A 21447-nucleotide genomic window follows, 5' to 3' on the forward strand; every position below is an offset into this window, starting at 1 on the left:
CATGATGCTCGCGGCGGCAATTCGAGCAGGCGCCGGCGCAATCGTTCTTGCGGTCACGACGGCGGCGGCCAGCCAGGAGCCGGTATTCGACAAGTCAGTGCTGCCGAAATTGTTTGAAGAAATCGACCGCAGGGGCACACCGAGCTATTATTTCCAACAATGCCCGGCCGATATTTGGCGCAGGGCGTCGGGCGTCGATGACGCGCTCTTTTCCACGCCGGGAATAGATTACCAAGGTTGTGAGAAAGACGTCTTGGCCTGTGCCAGGCGGTGTTTCGACGGACGCAGGGGCGAAGCCTGTTTCGAGACGGCCAGGGTCATCCAGGAGCACTCGCCAGAAGACAAGCAATGGACCGAGGAGATGTTCGCCCAGGCCTGCGCAACTGGCAGTATCGGCGGCTGCACAAATCGCGGCGCGGGAATTCTTTTGGGTCGGCTTGGGCTAAACAAACTGCTTGCCGCCGGTAGTGCAAACGAATCTTGCCCTTATCGCACATTCAAGCTGAGCTGCAATGAGGGCGATGCCTGGGGTTGCACCATGTATGGCGGCGCCCTTCAGCATGGTGAAGGCGTCTCTGCGGACGAAGCCGAGGCGATGGCCGCTTACAAAAGGTCTTGCGAGATCGCTGTGGAATTTGACGCCTGCCGATACGCCAAGGCGCTCATGAAAACGATGCAAAGCCGCTAGGGCTTTTCAGATTTGCGCAAGTGCGATCTTTGCGCTGCCTCGCCTCGACCAAGTTCTTTGCTTTCTCTCTTGATAGGGCGCGATACCGGGCAGACATCCTGAACAAATCCATTCAGCGTGTTCACAAGATTGTTCTGGACCAGAGAATAGTGGATGAACTGTCCGTGCCGCTCCTTGGCGATGAGCCCGGCCGTCTCCAGAATGCTCAAATGCTGCGAGATCGACGGCTTCGACATCTCGAAGCGCGCCGCGATCTCGCCCGCCGTTAGGGAAGAGTGCGCAAGATAGGCGAGGATCTTGCGCCGGGGCGCTGAAGATAGCGCTTCAAACACGCGCTGTATCGCGCCATTTGCGTGAGCAGCCGTTTCGGCATCCGCTGCGTGCTCTGCATCTTCGATCACTGTCTGCCACCTTGTGATGCCGAGGCGTTGGCTGCGCCTCGGTCCGCTTTTCTTATTTTCATTTAGACTATTGCCTAAATACCTAATTCGCAGTAGTAGACGATTAGCTTACTGCCTAAGTAACGGACGACGCGCCAGAAGGCAAGGCTGTGGTCCGGAAATGTTCATGCAGGAGGAGGGGTACCGATGAAAACCATATCCACGGGCAGAATGATTTCCCAACAGGACAGTGACGCCGAAGACGGCAAAGTCGTGTGGGTGCCGGCAAAGTCGATCTGGGTCGGGGCGATGACGATCGCCGCCATTGTGTTGGGACCGATGACATTTAGCTGGAGTGCCTTCGCCTTATTCGTTGCGACAACGGCGGCGACAATCTGCGCCGGACACTCGGTGGGGATGCACCGTCTGCTCATCCACCGGTCGTTCAAGGTTCATATCTGGGTCGAGCATGCGCTGGTCTACCTTGGCGTGCTCGTCGGCATGGCCGGTCCTTTTGGGATGATCTATGCTCACGATATTCGTGACTGGGCTCAGCGCCAGACCGCATGTCACGATCTCCATGCCCATCGTCGGCCATTTTTCACCGATGCCTTCTGGCAGATGCATTGCGCGGTCGCTTTGCGCAATCCACCCACCTTCGTCATCGAACCCTCGATCACGAATGACCGGTTCTACAAGTTCGTCGAACGCACCTGGATGCTGCAACAACTGCCCTGGGCGATCCTCTTTTTCGCGCTTGGCGGCTGGGATTGGGTGGTATGGGGAATCGCGGTGCGCGTTTCAGTGTCGCTTACCGGCCATTGGTTGGTTGGGCATTTTGCGCACCGAGATGGGGAGCAAGGATGGCGCGTCGACGACGTTGCCGTGCAAGGATACAATTTGCCGCGTTTCGGGCTGGTAACGTTCGGCGAGAGTTTCCACGGCAACCATCACGCGTTTCCCGAGTCTGCACGGCTTGGTTTGGAACACGGACAGATCGATCTCGGCTGGCTATTCATTCAGGTTCTGGCGATCCTGGGTCTGGCGCACAGCGTCAAGATTCCGGAGAATACGCCGAGACGCAAAGGGCTGCGACGCGTGCGCCGTCAGCGCGAAACTGCCCCGGATTCAGATCTATGGTCGGTGCAGCCCTACCGCAGATAGATGTTCTCAGCGGATATTGGCCTAAGATATGAAAGAACGCTGGGCGCGCGTGGACCAACGAATTGCATTTGCACTCAGCACCTCATCGATTTAAGTCAGTATTTCAATATTATTGATCTTTGCGATCCTCCATGACCTTCGATGCATTCCTTGCTCTGCTGGTTTATGCCTTCGTGACCTCGATCACGCCGGGTCCGAACAATTTCATGCTTTTGGCCTCGGGCGTGAATTTCGGCTTGGTCAAAACCGTGCCACACATGCTCGGCATCGGCTTCGGCTTCCTCGTGCTGTTGCTTGCCGTAGGCTTCGGGCTTGGCGCCGTGTTGACGACCTTTCCGGTGCTGCATACCGGGTTGAAGATCGCTGGCGGCCTCTACCTGCTTTATCTCGCCTGGAAGATCGCCATGTCGCGCTCGCTCGGCGGCGAAGACAAGACGAAGGGCCAGCCGATGCGCTTCATCGAGGCTGCGGCATTCCAGTGGGTCAATCCCAAGGCCTGGGTGATGGCGATTACAGCCATGGCCGTCTATACCAGTCCGGAACGCCCGTTTGTGTCGGTGGTGCTGATCGCAGCCGCTTTCGCCGTCGTCATGCTGCCGAGCATTTCGACCTGGGCCGGTTTCGGCATGGCGCTGCGCGGCTTTCTGGCGGATGCGGTGCGGCTCAAATGGTTCAACATCGTCATGGGTGTGATGCTTGCGGCGACGCTGTGGCCGATGCTGCGTTAGCTGCCGTTCTATTGTGCACTGCACATTAAATCTTCGTAATGACGGGTTTTGGCCCTTTTTCGCCTTCGGCATCCTCTATTATCTGGCAAAAGCGCGGCAAGAGGCTGCGAGTTGAGCTAGACTACGGCCACCGGATAGCGGCGTGTCGGATCGAGAGGTCTTTTGTCGATGCGCGGAAAGATCGTATTAGCGGTGATCGCTGCAGCCTGCGTTGCCGCGGCGTGGCTCTATCTTTCGCCCAGCGCAATGAGCGGTCTTCAGCAGATGCTGTCGGCGAAGCAGACGGCGACGGCGGACAAGCCCGCTGCAGCGGCAAATGCCGCGCGTACGACTTCGGTGGTTGCCGCCACCGCTACGACGGCCGATTTCCCGGTCCGGCGCTATGCCATCGGCTTTGTGTCCTCTCCTGCCGTGGTCAGCATCAACGCGCGGGTCTCGAGCCAGATCGTCGCAATCGCGGTCAAGGACGGACAGATGGTGAAGGCCGGCGACCTTCTTTTCTCGCTGGACGATCGCTCGTTGAAGGCGCAACTGGCACGCGATCAGGCGACGCTCGCAAAAGACCAGGCGCTGCTTGCCAGCGCCACGGCCGATCTTCAGCGCGCCAAAAATCTCGTCGCCAGGCAGGCCGGAACACAGCAGACCTACGATCAGGCCGTCGCGGCACAGAAATCCGCCGCGGCCACCGTCGACGCCGACAAGGCAACGATCGATGCGGACCAAATCCAGCTTGGCTTCGCCACGATCAGGGCGCCGATCTCCGGCAGGCTTGGCGCAGTCAGCGTCGCCGTCGGCGATCTCGTCACCACCAGCAACGGCAGCAGCACGTCGACTCCACTGGTGACGATCACGCAGGTCGACCCGCTGCAGGTGAACTTCAATCTCCCCGAAAGCGATCTTGCCTTGCTGCACAAGGCGCTGGCAGCGCCGCGGCAAGGTGCGGTGACGCTGACCAAGGACGGCGACCCGAAGCCGGTCGGCAAGGGAACGCTGGATTTCGTCGATTCCAGCGTAGACACGGCGTCCGGCACGATCGCAACGCGGGCCAGTGTGCCCAACGCCGATCTTTCGCTATGGCCGGGCCAATACGTCAACGTCGTGCTCGATGCCGGCATCATGCCACAAATGACGTCCGTTCCGACGGTCGCCGTCCAGCCCAGCCAGAAGGGCCCGTTCGTCTATGTAATCAAGCCGGACAACACCGTTGAAATGCGGCCCGTGCAGGTCGCGCTGACAGAAGGCACCAACACCGCAATCAGCCAAGGATTGAAAAGCGGCGAGCGTGTCGTCGTCGAGGGTCAGACCAAACTGAAGAACGGCGCGGCGGTGCGCGAAGGCAAGGCTTCGACCGGCACAGGCGATCGGGCGGCTCCGAAGGTTGCCGAGGCTGACCGGACGGGCGGAACACAGCCATGATTTCCGAATTCTGCATCCGCAGGCCCGTCGCCACGCTGCTCATGTCGTTCGCGCTGGTTCTGGGCGGACTATTTGCTTACAAATTCCTGCCGGTCGCGGCGCTGCCAAGCGCCGAATTTCCGGTTGTCAACGTCTCGGCCTCGCTGCCCGGGGCTTCGCCGGAAACCATGGCGACCTCGGTGGCAACGCCTCTGATCAAGCAGTTTGCCACTATCGCTGGCATCGATTCGATTTCGACGACCAACTCGCTCGGCTCGACCTCGATCGCCATCCAGTTCGTACTCAACCGCGACATCGATGCAGCCGCCGCCGACGTGCAGGCAGCGATCGCACGCACGCAACGACAATTGCCGCCGGAGATGACCAGCCCGCCGAGCTACCGCAAGGTCAATCCAGCCGACGCGCCGATCCTGCTGATGTCGCTGGTCAGCGACACAATTCCGCTGACCGATCTCGACGCGTTTGCCGAGAATGTGATTTCGCCGTCGCTGTCGACGATTGACGGCGTTGCGCAGGTGTCGATCTACGGGCAGCAGAAATATGCCGTGCGCGTCCAGATCGATCCGACGGCGCTCGCCGCACGCGGCATCTCGATCGACCAGCTGCAGACGGCCATTGCCTCGGCCAACAGCAACACGCCGCTCGGCGTGCTCAAGAACAACAAACAGCAGCTGACGATCACCGCGAACACGCAGCTGACCGATGCGGCGGGATTCTCCAACATCATCATCGCCACCAAGAACGGCCATCCGGTGCGGCTCGGCGAGGTGACCCGCGTCATCGATTCGGTCGAGACCACGACGACGGCAAGCTGGTATGACGGCACCCGCGCCATCATCATGGCCGTGCAGCGCCAGCCGGATGCCAATACCGTCGACGTCGTCGACCGCGTCAAGGCGATGCTGCCTTCCTTCGACGATCAGATGCCGGCAGCGGCGAGCATCCAGTTGCTAAACGACCGCTCGACATCGATCCGCGAGGCGGTCGATGACGTGCAGTTCACGCTCCTGCTCACCATCGCGCTGGTGGTGATGGTGATCTTCCTGTTCCTGCGCCGGGTAACGGCGACGATCATCCCGGCGGTGGCGGTACCGATTTCGCTCATCGCCACGCTGGGCGTGATGTACCTGTTCGGCTTTTCCATCGACAACGTCTCATTGATGGGGCTGACGCTGGCGGTCGGTCTTGTCGTCGACGATGCAATCGTCATGCTCGAAAACATTTTCCGCCACATGGAGGAGGACGGGCTCTCTGCCCTCGAGGCGTCGCTCAAGGGCGCGCGCGAAATCGGCTTCACCATCATCTCGATCTCGATCTCGCTGGTCGCTGTGTTCATTCCGGTGCTTTTGATGGGCGGCGTGATCGGGCGCATCTTCAACGAATTCGCAGTGGTGGTGACGGTCGCCATCCTGGCGTCGATGTTCGTCTCGCTGACACTGACGCCGATGCTGTGTTCGCGGCTGTTGTCGTTATCGAAGGCCGAGCGGGAAGCAGTGCACGGTGAAGGCCATAGACAAAACGTCTTCATGCGGGGCTATGACAGGCTGCTGACATTCTGCCTGCGCCACAATTTCCTTGTCTTCCTTGTCTTCCTCGTGACCGCCGGGCTGTCGGTGTGGCTGATCCAGATTTCGCCGAAGGGCTTCTTCCCGCAGGAGGATATCGGCCAGGTCTCGGTGACGACCATCGCGCGCCAGGACATTTCGTTTGACGCGATGGTGAAGCTGCAGGGGCAAGTGGCGGATGTCTTCACCCATTCGCCCTACGTCGCGCATGTCGGCTGGTCGGCGGGCAGTGGAAACAATGCGCTCAACCAGGGCCAGCTGTTTGTACAGCTGAAAGACAAGGACCACCGACCGAACATCGACAAGGTGCTTACGGACCTGCGGCGCCAGCTTGCCAATGTGCCCGGCATCGAAACCTACATGCAGCCGGTGCAGAACCTGCGGCTCGGCGCGCGTTCTTCGGCGAGTGCCTACCAGCTTGCCGTTCAGGGCCTCGATACCGGCCTGACGAACGTCTGGGCGCAAAGGCTGACGGACGCGATGGCCGCCGATCATGCCGCCTTCACCGACGTCACCAATGACCTGCAGAACAACGCGCTACAGGCAACGCTGGTGATCGACCGCGACAAGGCGGCGAACCTCGGTGTCGATACCGACACGCTGCGCTCCAGTCTCTATGGCGGTTTCGGCACCCAACAGGTGTCGACCATCTTCGGCTCGGCCGATAGCTACGACGTGATCATGGAGCTCGACCCGAAGATCGAGTGGTCGCCCGAGCGGATGCTCGCCATCAAGGTGAGAACGGCGAGCGGCAGCCTGGTGCCGCTCGGTGCGTTCGCCCGCGTCGATCGGACCGCCGGTGCTTTGACCGTCAACCAGCTCGGCCAGCTTCCGGCAGTGACCATCTCCTACAATCTGCCGCAAGGCGTGGCCCTCGGCGACAGCGTGAGCCACATCAACGCGCTGAAGGACAAGATCGGCATGCCGCCGACGATCTCGACCGCCTTCTCGGGCACGGCCAAGACGTTCCAGGATTCGCTTTCCAACCAGGGGCTGCTGATCGGCGGCGCGATCCTGACCATCTATATCGTGCTCGGCATGCTTTATGAGAGCTTCATCCATCCGCTCACCATCCTGACCGGGCTTCCATCGGCGGTGCTCGGCGCACTGGTGGCACTGCGGCTGGCGGGGATGGATCTGTCGGTGATCGCGGTGATCGGCATCCTGATGCTGATCGGCATCGTCAAGAAAAACGGCATCATGATGATCGACGTGGCGCTGGAACTCAGGCGCGAGGGGATGTCGCCTGTCGAATCCATCCACAAGGCCTGCCTGATGCGCTTCCGGCCGATCATGATGACCACGCTTGCGGCGCTGATGGGTACCATCCCGATCGCGCTCGGCACCGGTGCCAGTGCGGAACTGCGCCAGCCTCTCGGCGTGGCGGTGGTCGGCGGTCTTGTCGCCTCGCAGGCACTGACGCTGTTCGTCACGCCCGTCATCTACGTCTACATGGAGCATTTTTCCGGCTGGCTGGTCAGGCTGTGGGCGCGGCGCCGGGGCGAGCCGAGCCCGGTCGAAGCGGTCGACCAGCCGTCACTGTTCGACGAGGAGGAAGAACCGGTGCCGCAAAAGGCGGCAGCCGAATAGCGCTGGCCCAAGCCGTGGTGCTTGCGGCCGGGGGTCCGCGATCGTAATTTGACGCCATGCTGCACAATCACGACCACGACAACGAGCTTGATCCCTTTGCGGCGCGGGTCCGCGCGCTGGAGACGATTCTCACCCGCAAAGGCCTGATCGATCCGGCGGCGATCGATGTTATCGTCGACACCTATGAGACTAAGATCGGGCCGCGCAACGGCGCAAAGGTGGTGGCGAAGGCCTGGGTTGATCCCGGGTTTGCCGCATGGCTGAAGCGTGATGCGACGGCGGCAATCGAATCGCTCGGCTACACCGGCCGGCAAGGCGAGCACATGCAGGCGGTGTTCAACACGGCCGACACGCACAACCTCGTCGTCTGCACGCTATGCTCCTGCTATCCGTGGTCGGTGCTCGGCCTGCCGCCGGTCTGGTACAAGGCGCCGCCCTACCGTTCGCGCGCAGTGATCGATCCGCGCGGCGTGCTCGAGGAATTCGGTCTGACCTTGCCGGCGAGGACGACAATCCGGGTGTGGGATTCGACCGCCGAGCTGCGCTATCTGGTGGTGCCGATGCGCCCCCGGGGTACGGAGGGCTGGGATGAGGCAAGGCTCGCCGATCTGGTGACGCGCGATGCCATGATCGGCACGGCGTTGGTGCGGGAACCGGCATGAACGGGCCGCAGGATCTCGGCGGCCAGATGGGTTTCGGGCCGGTCGCGCCCGAACCTGACGAACCCTATTTCCATGCCGATTGGGAAAGGCGGGCGCTGGGCGTGACGTTGTGCGCCGGCGCCATGGGCGCCTGGACCATCGACGAGAGCCGGCACGCGCGGGAATCGCTGCATCCAGCGGATTATTATGCCTCCAGCTACTACCAGATATGGATCAAGGCGCTGGAGGTGCTGCTCAAACGCCATGGTTTCGTCAGCGACCGGGACCTGACTACGGGCGACGCAGTCGACCCGGCAGCGACACCCAAACGGGTGCTGAAGGCTAAGGACGTTCCGGCGGTGCTGGCCAAGGGCGGGCACTGCGACCGGCCTGTCGCCGCGCCTGCGCGGTTCAAGGCGGGCGACCCCGTGCGAACCAAGAACTTTCATCCGACCGGCCACACCAGACTGCCGCGCTATGCACGCGGCAAGCGAGGCGTCGTCGAGGCTGTGCGCGACGGCTTTGTCTTTCCCGACACCAATGCGCACGGCCAGGGCGAAAACCCGCAATGGGTCTATACGGTGGCCTTCACCGGCGGCGAAATCTGGGGCGAGGGCGCCGATCCGACACTTGTCGTGTCGATCGACGCCTGCGAGAGCTACCTTGAGCCGGCGTGAGACGGGCTCAGTTGCCGCCATGCTGCCCGCCGGTGTCGAGGCGCCTGTGTTTGCCGAGCCGTGGCAAGCAGAGGCCTTTGCCATGACGGTAGCACTGCACGACAACGGGCTGTTTTCGTGGAGCGAATGGGCGGATGCTTTGTCGGCAGAGGTGAAGCGGCCGGGCGCCGCGCGCGACGGTCACGATTACTACGAGCACTGGCTGGCAGCGCTGGAAAAGCTGCTTTTGGCCAAGGGCGTTGCCGGAAAGCGCGACGTCGATGCGCTCGCCGCTGCCTGGGAACGCGCCGCGCACGCAACTCCGCATGGCAAGCCGATCCAGCTGGAGAACGATCCACAGCAGGCCGGGTAAGCTGCGGCCGCCCGGCCTTGTTCTCTTTACGTTCCTGTTCGTCACTGATAGCCTGACCCTGTCGCAGCGGCGTGATTGCCGGCGATGAAAATTTGCCGGTGACGGCAGTCACCTTGTCTTTCCCTCGCGAATCCGGTCTGTCGCGCTGATGGAATTCTCTCCTCAACAAGACGAGGCGCTGAAGGCGGTGGCCGGCTGGCTGAAAGCCGGCAAGCCGCAGCTGTTCCGGCTGTTCGGCTATGCGGGCACCGGTAAGACGACGCTGGCGCGCTATTTCGCCGAGCATGTCGACGGCCAGGTGCAGTTCGCCGCGTTTACGGGTAAGGCGGCGCAGGTGCTGCGTTCCAAGGGCGCGGTCAATGCCCGCACCATCCATTCGCTGATCTACCGGCCGAAGGGCGAAGAATCGGTATCGGACGAGGTAACCGGCAAGACATCGATGTCGCCGACATTTTCGCTCAACCGGCAGAGCCCGATCTCGCGCGCCAAGCTCGTCGTCATCGACGAATGCTCAATGGTCGACGAGCAACTCGGCCGTGACCTGATGAGCTTCGGCACGCCGATCCTGGTGCTCGGCGATCCCGGCCAGTTGCCGCCAATCTCCGGCGGCGGCTTCTTCACGGACCATGAGCCGGACATTCTGCTCACCGAAATCCATCGCCAGGCGCGAGACAACCCGATCATCCGGCTTGCGCTCGACGTGCGCGAGGGCCGCGAATTCATGCGTGGCGACTATGGCGCGGCGCAAGTGATCGGCAAGGAAGACGTCACCCAGGAATTGGTGCTGAAAGCGGACCAGGTGCTGGTCGGCACCAACCGTACGCGCCGGCGTTATAACCAGCGGCTGCGCGAGCTGAAGGGGTTCAACGCCGATTATCCGCAGGCCGGCGACAAGCTGGTCTGCCTGCGCAACGATCCGGCCAAGGGGCTGCTCAACGGCTCGCTGTGGAAGGTGATGACCTCGTCGCGCGAGACGGTCAAGCCCGGCATCAATCTGCTGGTCTCACCAGAGGAAGATGACCCGGATCGCGGCGTCGCCAAGATCAAGCTGCTCAAAGCCGCATTCGAGGATCCCGACGCCGACATTCCCTGGCAGCAGAAGAAGCGCTTCGACGATTTCGATTACGGTTACGCGCTGACCGTGCACAAGGCGCAAGGGTCGCAATGGAACGAGATCGTGCTTTTCGACGAAAGCTGGGCATTCAAGGAAACCCGGCAGCGTTGGCTCTACACCGCGATCACGCGCGCAGCCGAACGGCTGACGATCGTCCGATAGGGCTGTCAGGTCCGTCGTATCAGCGCTGGGCGATCGGTCTGGCGTCAAGCCATTCCCAGGCGGCGGCTTCGTCCTTGGCCTCGAAATGCCGGAGTTCGATAGGCAAAGAGGCAGGCAAAAAGGCTCTTGCCTCCGGTATCCAGTTCGGCTCACCGATCGCCGCGCAGCGGCCGATATGCTCCACGGCATGAGCTATGCCCTGTTCGATCGTCTCGTCCGATACGTCGGCCCAGTCGACACCCTCATGGTCGATCAGGCGCACCAGCACGTCGATCTTCGGATGCAGCGCATAGGCCGCCTCCAGCAATCCGAACAGGTTTTCGGCGTCAGCCGCTGCGACATGGCCGACGACATCGATGGCGAAAAGATCTTCGCGATCGGTATCGATGCGGCGAACCGCCGGCACAGCCTCGAGAAAATTCAACAGGGAACTCCTTGCGCTCGATTTCCTTCGCACACCTTGGAACACCTGAAACCCTCTGTCTGTTCCCGTTAAAGGCGGTATAGATGCGCGCCAAGATCAGCCTGGAGCCGTGCAAATGCCTGCAAAGCTTTCCGTCAACCTCAATGCGATCGCCATGCTGCGCAACCGGCGCGACCTGCCGTGGCCAAGCGTGACGGGGCTCGGACGCATCGCCCTTGCCGCCGGCGCGCATGGGCTCACGGTGCACCCGCGACCCGACGAGCGGCACACCAGGCATTCCGATCTGCCTGAGATCAGGGCGCTGATCGACGACGAGTTCCCGAATGCGGAATTCAACATCGAGGGCTATCCGACCGAGGAGTTCCTGGCGCTTGTGGAAAAGCATCAGCCCGAGCAGGTGACGCTGGTGCCCGACGACCCGGCGCAGGCGACTTCCGACCATGGCTGGAACTTCGCCGCCGAGGCTGCGTTCCTGACACCGGTCGTCAAGCGCCTGAAGAAGGGAGGCTTTCGCGTGTCGCTGTTTTCGGATCCGGATCCCGCTGGCGTGAACGCCGCTCGCGACACCGGCGCCGATCGGATCGAACTCTATACGGGTCCATACGGCAGCTATCATTCCGATTCGGCAAAAGCGGCGAAGGAATTGGAGAAATTGGGAAAGACGGCGGATGCCGCATTGGCGGCAGGGCTCCAGGTCAACGCCGGGCACGACCTTGTGGTGAGCAATTTGCCGGCGCTGGCCAGGCGCATCCCGGCATTGGCCGAAGTGTCGATCGGACATGGGTTGACAGCCGATGCGTTGGAGTATGGCATGGCCGCAACGGTCAGGCGGTTTCTGAAGGCTTGTGGCTGGTAGAGAAAGGCGAGCCGATAGGCCATGCGTTCCGGGCACGGCAGCGCGTCCTTTCCATCCCGCAGCGTCGAGCGCCGCACGTCTATGGGAGTGTCGTCCATGGCTCTTGCCCACGCCGGTAGCGAGGCAGAACCCATCGAACAATCCAGCCACTCCAAGGCCGAACAGCACAGCACCAGAGTTTTGATGCTGGGCGCGTTGGGCGTGGTTTACGGCGATATCGGCACGAGCCCAATCTACGCGTTTCGGGAAGCGCTGCACGCATCGTCGGGACCGGTAGCGCGCAACGACGTCCTTGGCGTGCTGTCGCTTATCGTCTGGGCGCTGACGATCATCGTCACGATAAAGTACGTCGCTTTCGTGCTCAGAGCCGACAACAAGGGTGAGGGCGGCACGCTGTCGCTGATGGCGCTTGCGCGCAACGCTTATCCAAAGGGAGCCCGGTTCATTCTGGGGATCGGACTTTGCGGCGCGGCGCTGTTTTTCGGCGACGCCATCATAACGCCGGCCATCTCCGTGCTTTCGGCGGTCGAGGGCCTGGAAGTGGTGACCCCGACGCTGGAAACTTATGTTGTTCCGATCACGCTGATCATCCTGGCAATGCTTTTTGCCGTGCAACGCTTTGGCACCGGCAGGGTGGCGGCCGTGTTCGGACCGGTGACGGCAGCGTGGTTCCTGGCGATCGGCGCCGCCGGGGTCTACCATCTGCTGGACGACCCGTCGGTCCTGCTGGCGATCAATCCCTATTACGCCGTCGCTTATCTGGCCAATACGCCCACCGGTGCGTTCGTCACGGTCGGGGCGGTGTTCCTGGCGGTCACCGGGGCCGAAGCCCTTTATGTCGATCTCGGCCATTTCGGCCGCAGGCCGATCGTGCTGGCGTGGTTCTCCGTGGTGTTCCCTTGTCTGCTCCTCAACTATTTCGGACAAGGCGCGTTCGTTCTGGCCAACGGCGGCAAACCCACCAATCCATTCTTCCAGATGCTGCCGGATTGGGCGCTAATGCCCATGGTTGGGCTGGCCACGGCAGCGACGGTGATCGCCAGTCAGGCGGTGATCTCCGGCGCTTTCTCGCTGACGCGGCAGGCGGTGCAGCTCAATCTGCTGCCACGTATCGAGGTGCAGCATACTTCCGAGATGCAATCCGGCCAGATCTACATGCCGCGGGTCAATCTGGTGGTCGCGCTCGGCGTGATGCTGCTGGTGGTCGGCTTTGGCAGTTCGAGTTCGCTGGCTTCCGCCTATGGCATTTCGGTGACTGGCGAAATGCTGATGACAACCATCCTGTTGTTTGTGGTGATGCGGTTCCGGTGGAAATGGCAGCTTGCACTGGCAGCCGCGCTCACACTGCTGTTCGGCACGATCGATACTGGATTTTTCCTCGCAAACGTCGTCAAGATCCTCGAAGGCGGGTGGGTGTCGATCACGGTCGCCTGCGGCATGGGGCTGATCATGTCCACATGGATCCGCGGCAGCCGCTATTTGTTCGACAAGACGCGCCGGAACGAGATCCCGCTGGATTTCCTCGCCGGCAATCTGCTGAAGAAGAAGCCGCATCTGGTGTCGGGTACCGCGGTGTTCCTGACCAGCGACCCGCTGAGCGCGCCGACCGCGCTGATGCACAGCCTCAAGCACTACAAGGTGCTGCACGAGCAGAACGTCATCCTTTCGGTGGTGACGGCGCCGCAGCCTGTTGTGCCCGACAGCGAGCGCGTCAAGATGGAAATGGTCAACGAGCTGTTCATGCGGGTGACGCTGACCTTCGGCTATATGGAGCAGCCCAACATCCCGCGTGCGCTGGCGATCTGCCGCAAACAGGGCTGGAAGTTCGACATCATGACGACGTCCTTCTTCCTGTCGCGGCGCTCTCTCAAGGCCTCGCCCAATTCCGGCATGCCGGTCTGGCAGGACAAGCTGTTCATCGGGCTGGCGCGCACGGCGGCCGATGCGACGGAATATTTCCAGATCCCGACCGGACGGGTGGTCGAGATCGGGACGCAGGTGGCTATTTAAAAACGTGTCCGTTGCGACATTCCAGGTGGTCTGCCGATCGGACTGAGTCTGCCAAGTCGTGGAGGGCTCGCAATATCGGGACGGAGCCATTACGTGACGGCACTTGATATTGCAGCGCAGCAAGCGTAGAGCACCGCCCGCTTACCGGAGTGTCGTCCATGGCCCTTACCAATGCTGGTAACGAGGCAGAACCTGTCGAACAATCCAGCCATTCTGAGGTCGAGCAGCACAGCACCAAGGTGCTGATGCTGGGCGCGCTCGGCGTGGTTTACGGCGATATCGGTACCAGCCCGATCTATGCATTTCGCGAGGCGTTGCACGCATCGGCCGGTGGCAACGTCGCCAACCGTGGCGACATCCTCGGTGTGTTGTCGCTGATCATCTGGTCGCTGACGATCACCGTCACCATCAAATACATCATGTTCGTGCTCCGCGCCGACAATCGAGGCGAGGGCGGGGTGCTGTCGCTGATGGCGCTGGCGCGCAACAGCTTCCCGACGCGCTCGGCGGTGATCCTCGGCATCGGCATCGTCGGCGCGGCGCTTTTTTTCGGCGACGCAGTCATCACGCCGGCGATCTCGGTGCTATCGGCGGTCGAAGGTATGAACGTCGTCACGCCGACATTCCAGCCCTATGTGGTGCCACTGACACTGGCCATCCTGGCGATCCTGTTTGCGGTACAGCGATTCGGCACCGGCGGCGTAGGTTTGGTGTTCGGGCCAGTCACCGCGCTGTGGTTCCTGGCCATCGGCCTTTCCGGCATTAACCACATCATCGCCGATCCGGAAATCCTGCTGGCGATCAGCCCGCATTACATCGTGTCGTTCCTGGTCAACTCGCCCGATGTCGCCTTCGTCACGGTTGGTGCGGTCTTCCTCGCCGTCACCGGCGCCGAGGCGCTCTATGCCGACCTCGGCCATTTCGGCCGCAAGCCGATCGTACTCGCCTGGCTGGCAATCGTGTTTCCTTGTCTGTTGCTCAACTATGTCGGGCAAGGCGCCTTCGTGCTGGCAAATGGCGGCGTTGTCGGTCATCCATTCTTCGAGATGAACCAGGGCTGGACGCTTATTCCGATGGTCGTGCTGGCGACGGCGGCGACCGTCATCGCCAGCCAGGCGGTGATCTCCGGCGCTTTTTCGCTGACCAGACAGGCGGTGCAGCTCAATATGCTGCCGCGTTTCGTTATCCAGCATACGTCGGAAAAACAGTCGGGCCAGATCTATCTGCCGCGCATCAACCTGATGCTGGCGCTGGTGGTGATGTTGCTGGTGGTCGGCTTCGGCGAATCCAGCCGCCTGGCCTCGGCCTACGGCATTTCGGTGACCGGCAACATGCTGGTGACGAATGTGCTGCTTTTTGTTGTGATGACGCGCATCTGGAAATGGCCGCTCGGCGTCGCGATCGCCTTGATGGCCGTGTTCGCCTTCGTCGATACCGGCTTCTTTGCCGCCAACATAGTCAAGGTGTTTGAAGGTGGCTGGGCATCGCTTGCCATCGCCGCAGTTATCGTGATGACTATGTGGACCTGGATCCGCGGCAGCCGCTATTTGTTCGACAAGACGCGCCGGAACGAGATCCCGCTGGATTTCCTCGCCGGCAATCTGCTGAAGAAGAAGCCGCATCTGGTGTCGGGCACCGCGGTGTTCCTGACCAGCGATCCGCTGAGCGCGCCGACCGCGCTGATGCACAGCCTGAAGCACTACAAGGTGCTGCACGAGCAGAACGTCATCCTTTCGGTGGTGACGGCACCGCAGCCGGTTGTGCCCGACAGCGAGCGCGTCAAGATGGAAATGGTCAACGAGCTGTTCATGCGGGTGACGCTGACCTTCGGCTATATGGAGCAGCCCAACATCCCGCGTGCGCTGGCGATCTGCCGCAAACAGGGCTGGAAGTTCGACATCATGACGACGTCCTTCTTCCTGTCGCGGCGCTCTCTCAAGGCCTCGCCCAATTCCGGCATGCCGGTCTGGCAGGACAAGCTGTTCATCGGGCTGGCGCGCACGGCGGCCGATGCGACGGAATATTTCCAGATCCCGACCGGACGCGTCGTCGAGATCGGAACGCAGGTGGCTATCTGAGCAAACGGCCGTGCCCTTCGAAGGGCACGGCCATTTGTCAGGCTCAGCTCACCAGAGCCGCCTTGTTTGCTTCAAGAAATTGCTTCAGCGGCCGCGGCTTCCTGCCGGACAGCGTCTCGATCGCGTCCGTCACCATGCTGATGCGGCCGGAGCGTGTGTTGGTGTCGAAGGAAACGATGACAGGCGCGAAACCTTCGGGGACGCCGGCTGCCTTCAATCCCCCGGTCAGCGCTTCGTCCGAAAGCTGGACGACCTCGATCGGCTTGCCGGTAACTTCGGTGACGAGGGCTGCAATCTCGGCCATCGTGTGGGCCTTGGGGCCGGTCAGCGTGTATGTCGTGCTTTCGGTTCCGCTCGAAGCAAGGCTGGCGGCGATCGCCGCGGCCATGTCGTCGCGCGCGCCATGGGCAATGCGGCCGTCTCCGGCGGATGTGTACCACTGCCCCGACGCGATGGCGTGCGGCAGCGCCATGAACAGGTTCTCCTGATACCAGCCGTTGCGAAAGATGGTGTAGGGGATACCGCTCGCCTTGATCGCCTGCTCGGTGCCGTGGTGATCAGGCGCAAACAGTACCGGCGATCCTGGCTCCGGACTGGGCATCGACGTGTAGAGCAGATGCGAAACGCCGGCGCTTTTTGCTGCGGCGACCGCAGCCTCATGTTGCTTCAGGCGCTTGCCCGGAACGGCGAGCTCGTTTGTCGAAATGATCAGAACCCTGCCCGCACCGGTAAATGCACTGGCCAACGACGTGGCGTCGTCGAAGTCGACTGCCCGGATGGTGACGCCTCGGGCTGCCAGATCGGCCAGATGTTCCGGGTTGCGGGTGGCGGCGATGATGCGCTGAGGGGAGACCTTGAGCGTGTCAAGCAGATGATTAATGACGCCGCGGCCAAGCTGGCCGGAGGCGCCGGTGACGAGAAGGGTGTCGGTCATGAGATGTCCTGACGTTGCGCCGGAGCGGCGGGTGCATATGTTAGTCTCAAAAAGAGACCAGCACTAAAATAGGAATTGACCCATCCTCGTAAAGAAGGCAGTTTTGCGGGAGGTAGGCACACCCAGGGAACCAGCCATGGACGGCAAGATCGTCAATCTGAGATCGAAGCTCGAGATATACAAAGCAGGCAGCGGTGGCGGAAACCTTGCGGATTGCCCGGTTCGCGACGTGATCCAGGGCATAAGCAATAAATGGAGTTCACTGTTGATGGAGGCCTTGGCCGAGAAGCCGTACCGCTTCGGCGAATTGCGGCGGCTGGTGCCCGATATTTCACAGCGCATGCTCACCCAGACGCTGCACGATCTGCAGCGCGACGGCTATGTGCATCGCCAGGTGTTCCCGACCAAACCGCCGAGCGTCGAATACAGCCTCACCGATCTCGGGCGCTCGATGTTTGGACCCTTGCATCAGCTGATCCAATGGGCCGAGCTCAATCACGGCGCTGTACGCGAGGCACGGAAGGTTTTCGATGCTGCCGAAGGCTGAGCCCCCAGGCCGAGACGGCGGCTTGATTTAGCGGCGGTGCTGAAGGATTGTCCGGCCTGGGTTGGGGCGGGCAGATGGGCAATTCTCTGGACATCGCGATTGCCGGCGCCGGGCCGGCTGGACTTGCCGCCGCGCTCTATCTCACGCGCGCCGGACATAGGGTCACCATCTTCGAGCGCTTCGACCAGCCACAACCGGTCGGGTCCGGGCTGATCCTGCAGCCGACCGGGCTGACGGTGCTTGCCGATCTCGGCCTGCTCGATGACATTCTGGCGCTGGGCAGCCGCATAGACCGCCTGCATGGTGCAGATGCCAAGACCGGCCGCACAGTGCTCGACGTCCGCTACGATGCCCGGAGTGGCGGCCGCTTCGGGCTGGCGGTGCACCGCGCGGCTCTGTTCGGCGTGCTTTTCCGCGCCGCCCGGCGCCAGGCGCTCACCATTGAGACAGGTATCGAGCTCGAGACGCTGGAAACCGGCGAGCGGGCAACATTGATCTGCGGCAACGGACAACGGATAGGGTCGTTCGACCTGGTAGTGGATGCCAGCGGTTCGCGCTCCAAACTGCGGCGGTGCGTGAACAATCCGGGCGAACCGCGATCGCTCGCCTATGGCGCGTTCTGGGCATCGCTTGGCTGGCGCGGCGAGGGTTTCGACGAGCACGCGCTGCTGCAGCGCTACGACAGCGCGAGCGTGATGATCGGCGTGCTGCCAATCGGCCGGCCCGAGCCGGATGCCCAGCAGATGGCGGCATTCTTCTGGAGCCTCAAGCCGGCGGATGCCGAGCGCGTCTGGGCGGCAGGTCTCGAGGCATGGAAGGCGAGATTGGTCGGGCTGTGGCCTGAATGCGCGGCCTTCATCGACCAGATCGACAGTTTCGAGCAGCTCTCGCTGGCGCGCTATGGCCATCACACGATGAAGACGCCAGCCGGACGGCGATTGGCCGTTATCGGCGACGCGGCCCATTCAACGAGCCCGCAGCTCGGCCAGGGCGCGAACATGGCGCTGCTCGATGCAGCCGCGCTCAACTACGCACTAATAGGAACGGACCGTATCGATACTGCACTGGAGGCCTATGTCCGGACACGGCGATGGCATGTGCGGGTCTTCCAGGCGCTGTCGCTGGTGCTGACGCCGTTTTATCAATCGGACTCGATTGTGATGCCGTTCGTCCGCGACAGGCTGGTGGCGACGCTGGCAAAAGTCCCGCCGGCGCCGCAGTTTCTTGCTTCCATGGTTACAGGAACGGTGCTCAATCCATTCAAGCCGATAGGGCTTGCGGAAGCGCTGTGGCCGGATCGTTTTGGCGGATGATTTCCGAAAGGTGCGAACCCTTAGCCTGCAAGAATGCATGGAGGCGTTGCGGATGATCGGGAGCGACCGCGCCCTTCACGGATGGGCGTTTGCGCAACGCCTCGCGCCACACCTGGACATGCGGCTTTCCGTCCAGGATGCCGAAATCGCCGATCCGGTCGAAGGCGTCGAAATAGCGAAAAATCGGGCCGTAGACCGCGTCGACCAGTGAAAAGCGCTCGCCGTCGAAGCATGGCCCAGCCGCGCCGTTCGCCAGTTCCACTTCCAGGCGATCGAACATTGCTGCCAGAGCCCCGCGTTCGGCGATGAAGGCGGCTTCGGTGAGAGCTGAATAGAAGCGGCCGATGGCATTGAGGATTGCCGAGCCGAACTCGATCCAGGCGCGATGCCGGGCACGGGCGTAGGGGTCGGTGGGATGCAGCGGATTGGGCTGGGTTTCCTCGAGGAATTCGAGGATGACGAGCGATTCGAAGATCACCGTTTCCTGGCCGTCATGCTCAACGCGGAGCAGCGGCACCTTGCCGAGCGGCGATATCGCCTTGAACCAGGCAGGCTTGTTGGCGAGATCGACCGTGATGCGTTCGAACGGCACGCCCTTTTCGCGAAGCGAAATCGCCGCGCGCTGCACATAGGGGCAAAGATGATGGCTGACGAGAGTGAGCTTGTCGGTCATCTCACTCCCCCCAGACATAGTTCAAAGCACCGTCCTCGACGCGGGTGGAGAGGAACATCAGGCGGGAGCCCTTCGGCGCCGGGCCTTCGAGGCGATCACCGTTCGCCATGTCGAACGAGGCGCCGTGCCACTGGCAGACGAGCTTGCCGTCCTTGCAGTCGAGCGGGCCACCGAAATGCAGGCAGACGTTGGCGGCGGCGCGGATACGCTCGCCGCTGCGGTAGACATGGACCTCGCGGCCGAAAAACGGAGCGATGAGGCTGCCTGTTTCCGGAATGTCGGCGATCTTGCAGATTTCATGCTTCATCGGAATTGCCTCTCGTGATTGATGCGATTGCATCTATATAGATGCATTTGCATCGATCGTCAAGCTTGATGCAATTGCATCTATCGCCTACGATGCAATCATGACCGGGATTCCTACACCTCCAGCCATCAAGGCCTGGGCTCGCCTGATGCGGGTTTCGCGCCAGTTGTTGGAAAGAGCCGAGGACGCGCTGAAGGACAGTGGCCTGCCGCCGCTTGCCTGGTACGACATCCTGCACGAGCTTGCCGAGGCGGGCGAGGGCGGATTGCGGCCGTTCCAACTCACCGAGCGCACCCTGTTTGCGCAGTACAACATCTCCCGGCTGCTGGCGCGGCTCGAAGCCGACGGGCAGGTCGAGAAGCTTCCAGTTGCCGATGACGGCCGCGGGCAAACAGTCCGCGTCACAGACAAGGGACGCGAGACGCGCCGCCGCATGTGGGCTGTCTACGGCCGGTCGATCGCGGAGTTGGTCGGCTCCCGGCTTTCCAATGTTGAACTGGACGCGCTGTCAGCTCTGCTTGGGCGCCTGCGAGATCCGCCCGCCCTGGAGTGACACGCCTTCATGACGAAGATGGCGACCGATTGGCGAGGTCAGGCACTGCCCAAGAGGAATGCCAACGTCGCCAGAACGCCAAGCCCGACGCGGACCAGATGCAGATTGCCCCATTTGGCGATCAATGTCCGAGCTTCAGGATTGACGGAGTTCGCGTCCATCGCCTCCAGCAACCTATTTGCCGGCATCATCACCAGCAGCGTCCATGGCCAAGGCAGGATGATCAGCACAGCGCCGGCCAGAAAAGCGAGATTGCCGGTCAGCCACCACGCGACGAGGCCTAGAATACAGGCGATGACGGCGATCGAGGCCTGCATGGCGGCGCCGCGCTTGTAGGAAGGCTGCCATTCCTGCAGCAATGCTTTGTCCTCGAGGCGAAGCCGCGCCGGCTGTTCGGCGACGCTGACGTAGATAGCCGCACCCGCGAACACTGCGGTAACGGTCAACGCAAGCAATCCGGCGAGCATGATCAGTGTCTCCCGTGATGCCCCGCATGGAGCAAGCTACAGAAATAAAGGCTTGCGTCGGGTCGGGCAATACGCCATAAAGCCGAACCGTAACGTACGGTACGCCATCGAGCTCGTATCTGAACTGCGGGTGAGTTCGCGTCCTGAGGAAAAACTGTGTTGCACGCTGTGACCGACATCGACACCAGCGAGGCGCTGACGGAGCGGCAGAAGGACGTGCTCGACGCCGCCCTTCGCCTGCTGGTCGAAGAGGGCGATCAGTTGACCATGACCGCCGTGGCGCGGCGGGCGAGCTGCTCGAAGGAGACGCTCTACAAATGGTTCGGCGATCGCGACGGGCTGTTGACGGCAACGGTACAATGGCAGGCGTCTAAGGTGCGGGTAGTGCCGGTCGACCGCAAGGGGCTCGACCTCCCTTCGCTGACGGCGAGCCTCGAACGCTTCGCTTCGGACTGGCTCAAGGTAATTTCGAGCGACACCTCGATCGCGCTGAACAGGGTGGCGGTCGGCCATGCTAGTTCGGGGAAGGACGATCTCGGCGCCATCGTGCTGGAGAACGGCCGCTTCGCACTGGCCCGGCGCCTTAAACCGGTGCTGGAGGCAGGCAAGGAAGCTGGTTTCCTCGAGTTTTCCGACGCGGAGACGGCGTTCCGCACCTTTTTCGGGCTGGTCGCCCGCGACGTGCAGATCCGCCTGCTGCTTGGCGACCGGCTGGAATTGGCGGCGATCGGCGGCGATGCCGTCCGGGCGACGCAGCAGTTTCTCGCTCTTTACGGGGCAAAAACCGAGCCGCAAGGCCTCTGAATTC

At 62.0% G+C, this 21447-nt stretch carries 22 protein-coding genes; 16 read left to right on the forward strand and 6 right to left on the reverse strand.

What is annotated here, in order from left to right:
• Nucleotide 1: 1 nt before the first annotated feature.
• Nucleotides 2-688, forward strand: coding sequence for an SEL1-like repeat protein (locus NKH04_RS13770; protein WP_353044452.1), 687 nt, complete (start codon nucleotides 2-4; stop codon nucleotides 686-688).
• On the opposite strand, the gene NKH04_RS13775 is transcribed toward NKH04_RS13770, so the two are convergent.
• Nucleotides 685-1089, reverse strand: a complete 405-nt coding sequence (locus NKH04_RS13775; RefSeq protein ID WP_352570428.1) for a metalloregulator ArsR/SmtB family transcription factor — start codon at nucleotides 1087-1089, stop codon at nucleotides 685-687. The genes NKH04_RS13770 and NKH04_RS13775 overlap by 4 nt on opposite strands.
• Before the next feature lie 186 nt (nucleotides 1090-1275).
• On the opposite strand from NKH04_RS13775, the gene NKH04_RS13780 reads away from it, so the two are divergent.
• The 8 genes from NKH04_RS13780 to NKH04_RS13815 all read left to right on the forward strand — a co-directional run bounded on the left by NKH04_RS13780 (nucleotide 1276) and on the right by NKH04_RS13815 (nucleotide 10477).
• Nucleotides 1276-2232 carry an acyl-CoA desaturase gene (locus tag NKH04_RS13780; protein WP_353044453.1) on the forward strand — a complete coding sequence of 319 codons (957 nt, stop codon included), beginning with the start codon at nucleotides 1276-1278 and terminating at the stop codon, nucleotides 2230-2232.
• A gap of 131 nt (nucleotides 2233-2363) precedes the next feature.
• A complete protein-coding gene (locus tag NKH04_RS13785) occupies nucleotides 2364-2960 on the forward strand; it encodes a LysE family translocator (RefSeq protein ID WP_352501011.1) in 597 nt (198 codons plus the stop codon).
• A gap of 168 nt (nucleotides 2961-3128) precedes the next feature.
• Nucleotides 3129-4376, forward strand: coding sequence for an efflux RND transporter periplasmic adaptor subunit (locus NKH04_RS13790; protein ID WP_352501010.1), 1248 nt, complete (start codon nucleotides 3129-3131; stop codon nucleotides 4374-4376).
• A complete protein-coding gene (locus NKH04_RS13795; protein WP_352501009.1) occupies nucleotides 4373-7531 on the forward strand; it encodes an efflux RND transporter permease subunit in 3159 nt (1052 codons plus the stop codon). The genes NKH04_RS13790 and NKH04_RS13795 overlap by 4 nt, the downstream gene beginning before the upstream one ends.
• Before the next feature lie 56 nt (nucleotides 7532-7587).
• Nucleotides 7588-8193 carry a nitrile hydratase subunit alpha gene (gene nthA / locus NKH04_RS13800; RefSeq protein ID WP_353044454.1) on the forward strand — a complete coding sequence of 202 codons (606 nt, stop codon included), beginning with the start codon at nucleotides 7588-7590 and terminating at the stop codon, nucleotides 8191-8193.
• Complete coding sequence (nthB, locus tag NKH04_RS13805; protein WP_352501007.1) at nucleotides 8190-8849, forward strand: nitrile hydratase subunit beta; 660 nt, start codon at nucleotides 8190-8192, stop codon at nucleotides 8847-8849. The genes nthA and nthB overlap by 4 nt, the downstream gene beginning before the upstream one ends.
• A gap of 19 nt (nucleotides 8850-8868) precedes the next feature.
• Nucleotides 8869-9201, forward strand: coding sequence for a nitrile hydratase accessory protein (locus NKH04_RS13810; protein ID WP_352769194.1), 333 nt, complete (start codon nucleotides 8869-8871; stop codon nucleotides 9199-9201).
• A gap of 148 nt (nucleotides 9202-9349) precedes the next feature.
• On the forward strand, nucleotides 9350-10477 hold the full coding sequence (locus tag NKH04_RS13815; RefSeq protein ID WP_352471638.1) for an ATP-dependent DNA helicase: 1128 nt from the start codon (nucleotides 9350-9352) through the stop codon (nucleotides 10475-10477).
• Between the two features lie 19 nt (nucleotides 10478-10496).
• Here NKH04_RS13815 and NKH04_RS13820 read toward each other — a convergent pair whose 3' ends face one another.
• On the reverse strand, nucleotides 10497-10901 hold the full coding sequence (locus tag NKH04_RS13820; protein WP_352450052.1) for a SpoIIAA family protein: 405 nt from the start codon (nucleotides 10899-10901) through the stop codon (nucleotides 10497-10499).
• Between the two features lie 115 nt (nucleotides 10902-11016).
• Here NKH04_RS13820 and NKH04_RS13825 point away from each other — a divergent pair, with 115 nt between their 5' ends.
• From NKH04_RS13825 to NKH04_RS13835, 3 genes are all read left to right on the forward strand, one after another.
• A complete protein-coding gene (locus NKH04_RS13825; RefSeq protein WP_352471639.1) occupies nucleotides 11017-11757 on the forward strand; it encodes a pyridoxine 5'-phosphate synthase in 741 nt (246 codons plus the stop codon).
• A 96-nt stretch (nucleotides 11758-11853) separates the two neighbouring features.
• A complete protein-coding gene (locus NKH04_RS13830; RefSeq protein WP_352501006.1) occupies nucleotides 11854-13767 on the forward strand; it encodes a potassium transporter Kup in 1914 nt (637 codons plus the stop codon).
• A 158-nt stretch (nucleotides 13768-13925) separates the two neighbouring features.
• Nucleotides 13926-15845, forward strand: a complete 1920-nt coding sequence (locus tag NKH04_RS13835) for a potassium transporter Kup (RefSeq protein ID WP_352450049.1) — start codon at nucleotides 13926-13928, stop codon at nucleotides 15843-15845.
• A gap of 43 nt (nucleotides 15846-15888) precedes the next feature.
• Here NKH04_RS13835 and NKH04_RS13840 read toward each other — a convergent pair whose 3' ends face one another.
• The gene (locus NKH04_RS13840; protein ID WP_353044455.1) at nucleotides 15889-16779 is read right to left on the reverse strand and encodes an SDR family oxidoreductase; all 891 of its coding nucleotides are present in this window, start codon (nucleotides 16777-16779) and stop codon (nucleotides 15889-15891) included.
• Between the two features lie 136 nt (nucleotides 16780-16915).
• Here NKH04_RS13840 and NKH04_RS13845 point away from each other — a divergent pair, with 136 nt between their 5' ends.
• Both NKH04_RS13845 and NKH04_RS13850 read left to right on the forward strand, forming a co-directional pair.
• The gene (locus tag NKH04_RS13845) at nucleotides 16916-17326 is read left to right on the forward strand and encodes a winged helix-turn-helix transcriptional regulator (RefSeq protein WP_352466906.1); all 411 of its coding nucleotides are present in this window, start codon (nucleotides 16916-16918) and stop codon (nucleotides 17324-17326) included.
• A gap of 74 nt (nucleotides 17327-17400) precedes the next feature.
• On the forward strand, nucleotides 17401-18639 hold the full coding sequence (locus NKH04_RS13850; RefSeq protein ID WP_352470196.1) for an FAD-dependent oxidoreductase: 1239 nt from the start codon (nucleotides 17401-17403) through the stop codon (nucleotides 18637-18639).
• On the opposite strand, the gene NKH04_RS13855 is transcribed toward NKH04_RS13850, so the two are convergent.
• Complete coding sequence (locus NKH04_RS13855) at nucleotides 18587-19312, reverse strand: glutathione S-transferase family protein (RefSeq protein ID WP_352539583.1); 726 nt, start codon at nucleotides 19310-19312, stop codon at nucleotides 18587-18589. The two genes, NKH04_RS13850 and NKH04_RS13855, sit on opposite strands and share 53 nt — an antisense overlap.
• Before the next feature lies 1 nt (nucleotide 19313).
• Complete coding sequence (locus NKH04_RS13860; protein ID WP_352470198.1) at nucleotides 19314-19619, reverse strand: Rieske (2Fe-2S) protein; 306 nt, start codon at nucleotides 19617-19619, stop codon at nucleotides 19314-19316.
• Between the two features lie 100 nt (nucleotides 19620-19719).
• On the opposite strand from NKH04_RS13860, the gene NKH04_RS13865 reads away from it, so the two are divergent.
• Entirely contained in the window at nucleotides 19720-20172 is a 453-nt protein-coding gene (locus NKH04_RS13865) for a MarR family winged helix-turn-helix transcriptional regulator (RefSeq protein ID WP_352820458.1), read from the forward strand.
• A gap of 38 nt (nucleotides 20173-20210) precedes the next feature.
• Here NKH04_RS13865 and NKH04_RS13870 read toward each other — a convergent pair whose 3' ends face one another.
• Nucleotides 20211-20639 carry an anthrone oxygenase family protein gene (locus tag NKH04_RS13870; RefSeq protein WP_352768909.1) on the reverse strand — a complete coding sequence of 143 codons (429 nt, stop codon included), beginning with the start codon at nucleotides 20637-20639 and terminating at the stop codon, nucleotides 20211-20213.
• 156 nt (nucleotides 20640-20795) lie between these two features.
• Between NKH04_RS13870 and NKH04_RS13875 the strand changes: the two genes are divergently transcribed.
• Entirely contained in the window at nucleotides 20796-21443 is a 648-nt protein-coding gene (locus NKH04_RS13875; RefSeq protein ID WP_352820459.1) for a TetR/AcrR family transcriptional regulator, read from the forward strand.
• The last annotated feature ends 4 nt before the right edge of the window (nucleotides 21444-21447 follow it).

The sequence above is a fragment of the Mesorhizobium sp. M1365 genome (assembly GCF_040317865.1).
Taxonomy (GTDB): domain Bacteria; phylum Pseudomonadota; class Alphaproteobacteria; order Rhizobiales; family Rhizobiaceae; genus Mesorhizobium.

Bases quoted from the DNA above. Each gene is read 5' to 3' on its own strand.
- NKH04_RS13860 (WP_352470198.1), bottom strand. From the start codon at position 19,619: ATGAAGCATGAAATCTGCAAGATCGCCGACATTCCGGAAACAGGCAGC.
- NKH04_RS13830 (WP_352501006.1), top strand. From the start codon at position 11,854: ATGGCTCTTGCCCACGCCGGTAGCGAGGCAGAACCCATCGAACAATCC.
- nthA (WP_353044454.1), top strand. From the start codon at position 7,588: ATGCTGCACAATCACGACCACGACAACGAGCTTGATCCCTTTGCGGCG.
- NKH04_RS13795 (WP_352501009.1), top strand. From the start codon at position 4,373: ATGATTTCCGAATTCTGCATCCGCAGGCCCGTCGCCACGCTGCTCATG.
- NKH04_RS13845 (WP_352466906.1), top strand. From the start codon at position 16,916: ATGGACGGCAAGATCGTCAATCTGAGATCGAAGCTCGAGATATACAAA.
- NKH04_RS13770 (WP_353044452.1), top strand. From the start codon at position 2: ATGATGCTCGCGGCGGCAATTCGAGCAGGCGCCGGCGCAATCGTTCTT.
- NKH04_RS13835 (WP_352450049.1), top strand. From the start codon at position 13,926: ATGGCCCTTACCAATGCTGGTAACGAGGCAGAACCTGTCGAACAATCC.
- NKH04_RS13815 (WP_352471638.1), top strand. From the start codon at position 9,350: ATGGAATTCTCTCCTCAACAAGACGAGGCGCTGAAGGCGGTGGCCGGC.
- NKH04_RS13865 (WP_352820458.1), top strand. From the start codon at position 19,720: ATGACCGGGATTCCTACACCTCCAGCCATCAAGGCCTGGGCTCGCCTG.
- NKH04_RS13870 (WP_352768909.1), bottom strand. From the start codon at position 20,639: ATGCTCGCCGGATTGCTTGCGTTGACCGTTACCGCAGTGTTCGCGGGT.
- NKH04_RS13850 (WP_352470196.1), top strand. From the start codon at position 17,401: ATGGGCAATTCTCTGGACATCGCGATTGCCGGCGCCGGGCCGGCTGGA.
- NKH04_RS13810 (WP_352769194.1), top strand. From the start codon at position 8,869: ATGCTGCCCGCCGGTGTCGAGGCGCCTGTGTTTGCCGAGCCGTGGCAA.
- NKH04_RS13790 (WP_352501010.1), top strand. From the start codon at position 3,129: ATGCGCGGAAAGATCGTATTAGCGGTGATCGCTGCAGCCTGCGTTGCC.
- NKH04_RS13825 (WP_352471639.1), top strand. From the start codon at position 11,017: ATGCCTGCAAAGCTTTCCGTCAACCTCAATGCGATCGCCATGCTGCGC.
- NKH04_RS13780 (WP_353044453.1), top strand. From the start codon at position 1,276: ATGAAAACCATATCCACGGGCAGAATGATTTCCCAACAGGACAGTGAC.
- nthB (WP_352501007.1), top strand. From the start codon at position 8,190: ATGAACGGGCCGCAGGATCTCGGCGGCCAGATGGGTTTCGGGCCGGTC.
- NKH04_RS13840 (WP_353044455.1), bottom strand. From the start codon at position 16,779: ATGACCGACACCCTTCTCGTCACCGGCGCCTCCGGCCAGCTTGGCCGC.
- NKH04_RS13785 (WP_352501011.1), top strand. From the start codon at position 2,364: ATGACCTTCGATGCATTCCTTGCTCTGCTGGTTTATGCCTTCGTGACC.
- NKH04_RS13855 (WP_352539583.1), bottom strand. From the start codon at position 19,312: ATGACCGACAAGCTCACTCTCGTCAGCCATCATCTTTGCCCCTATGTG.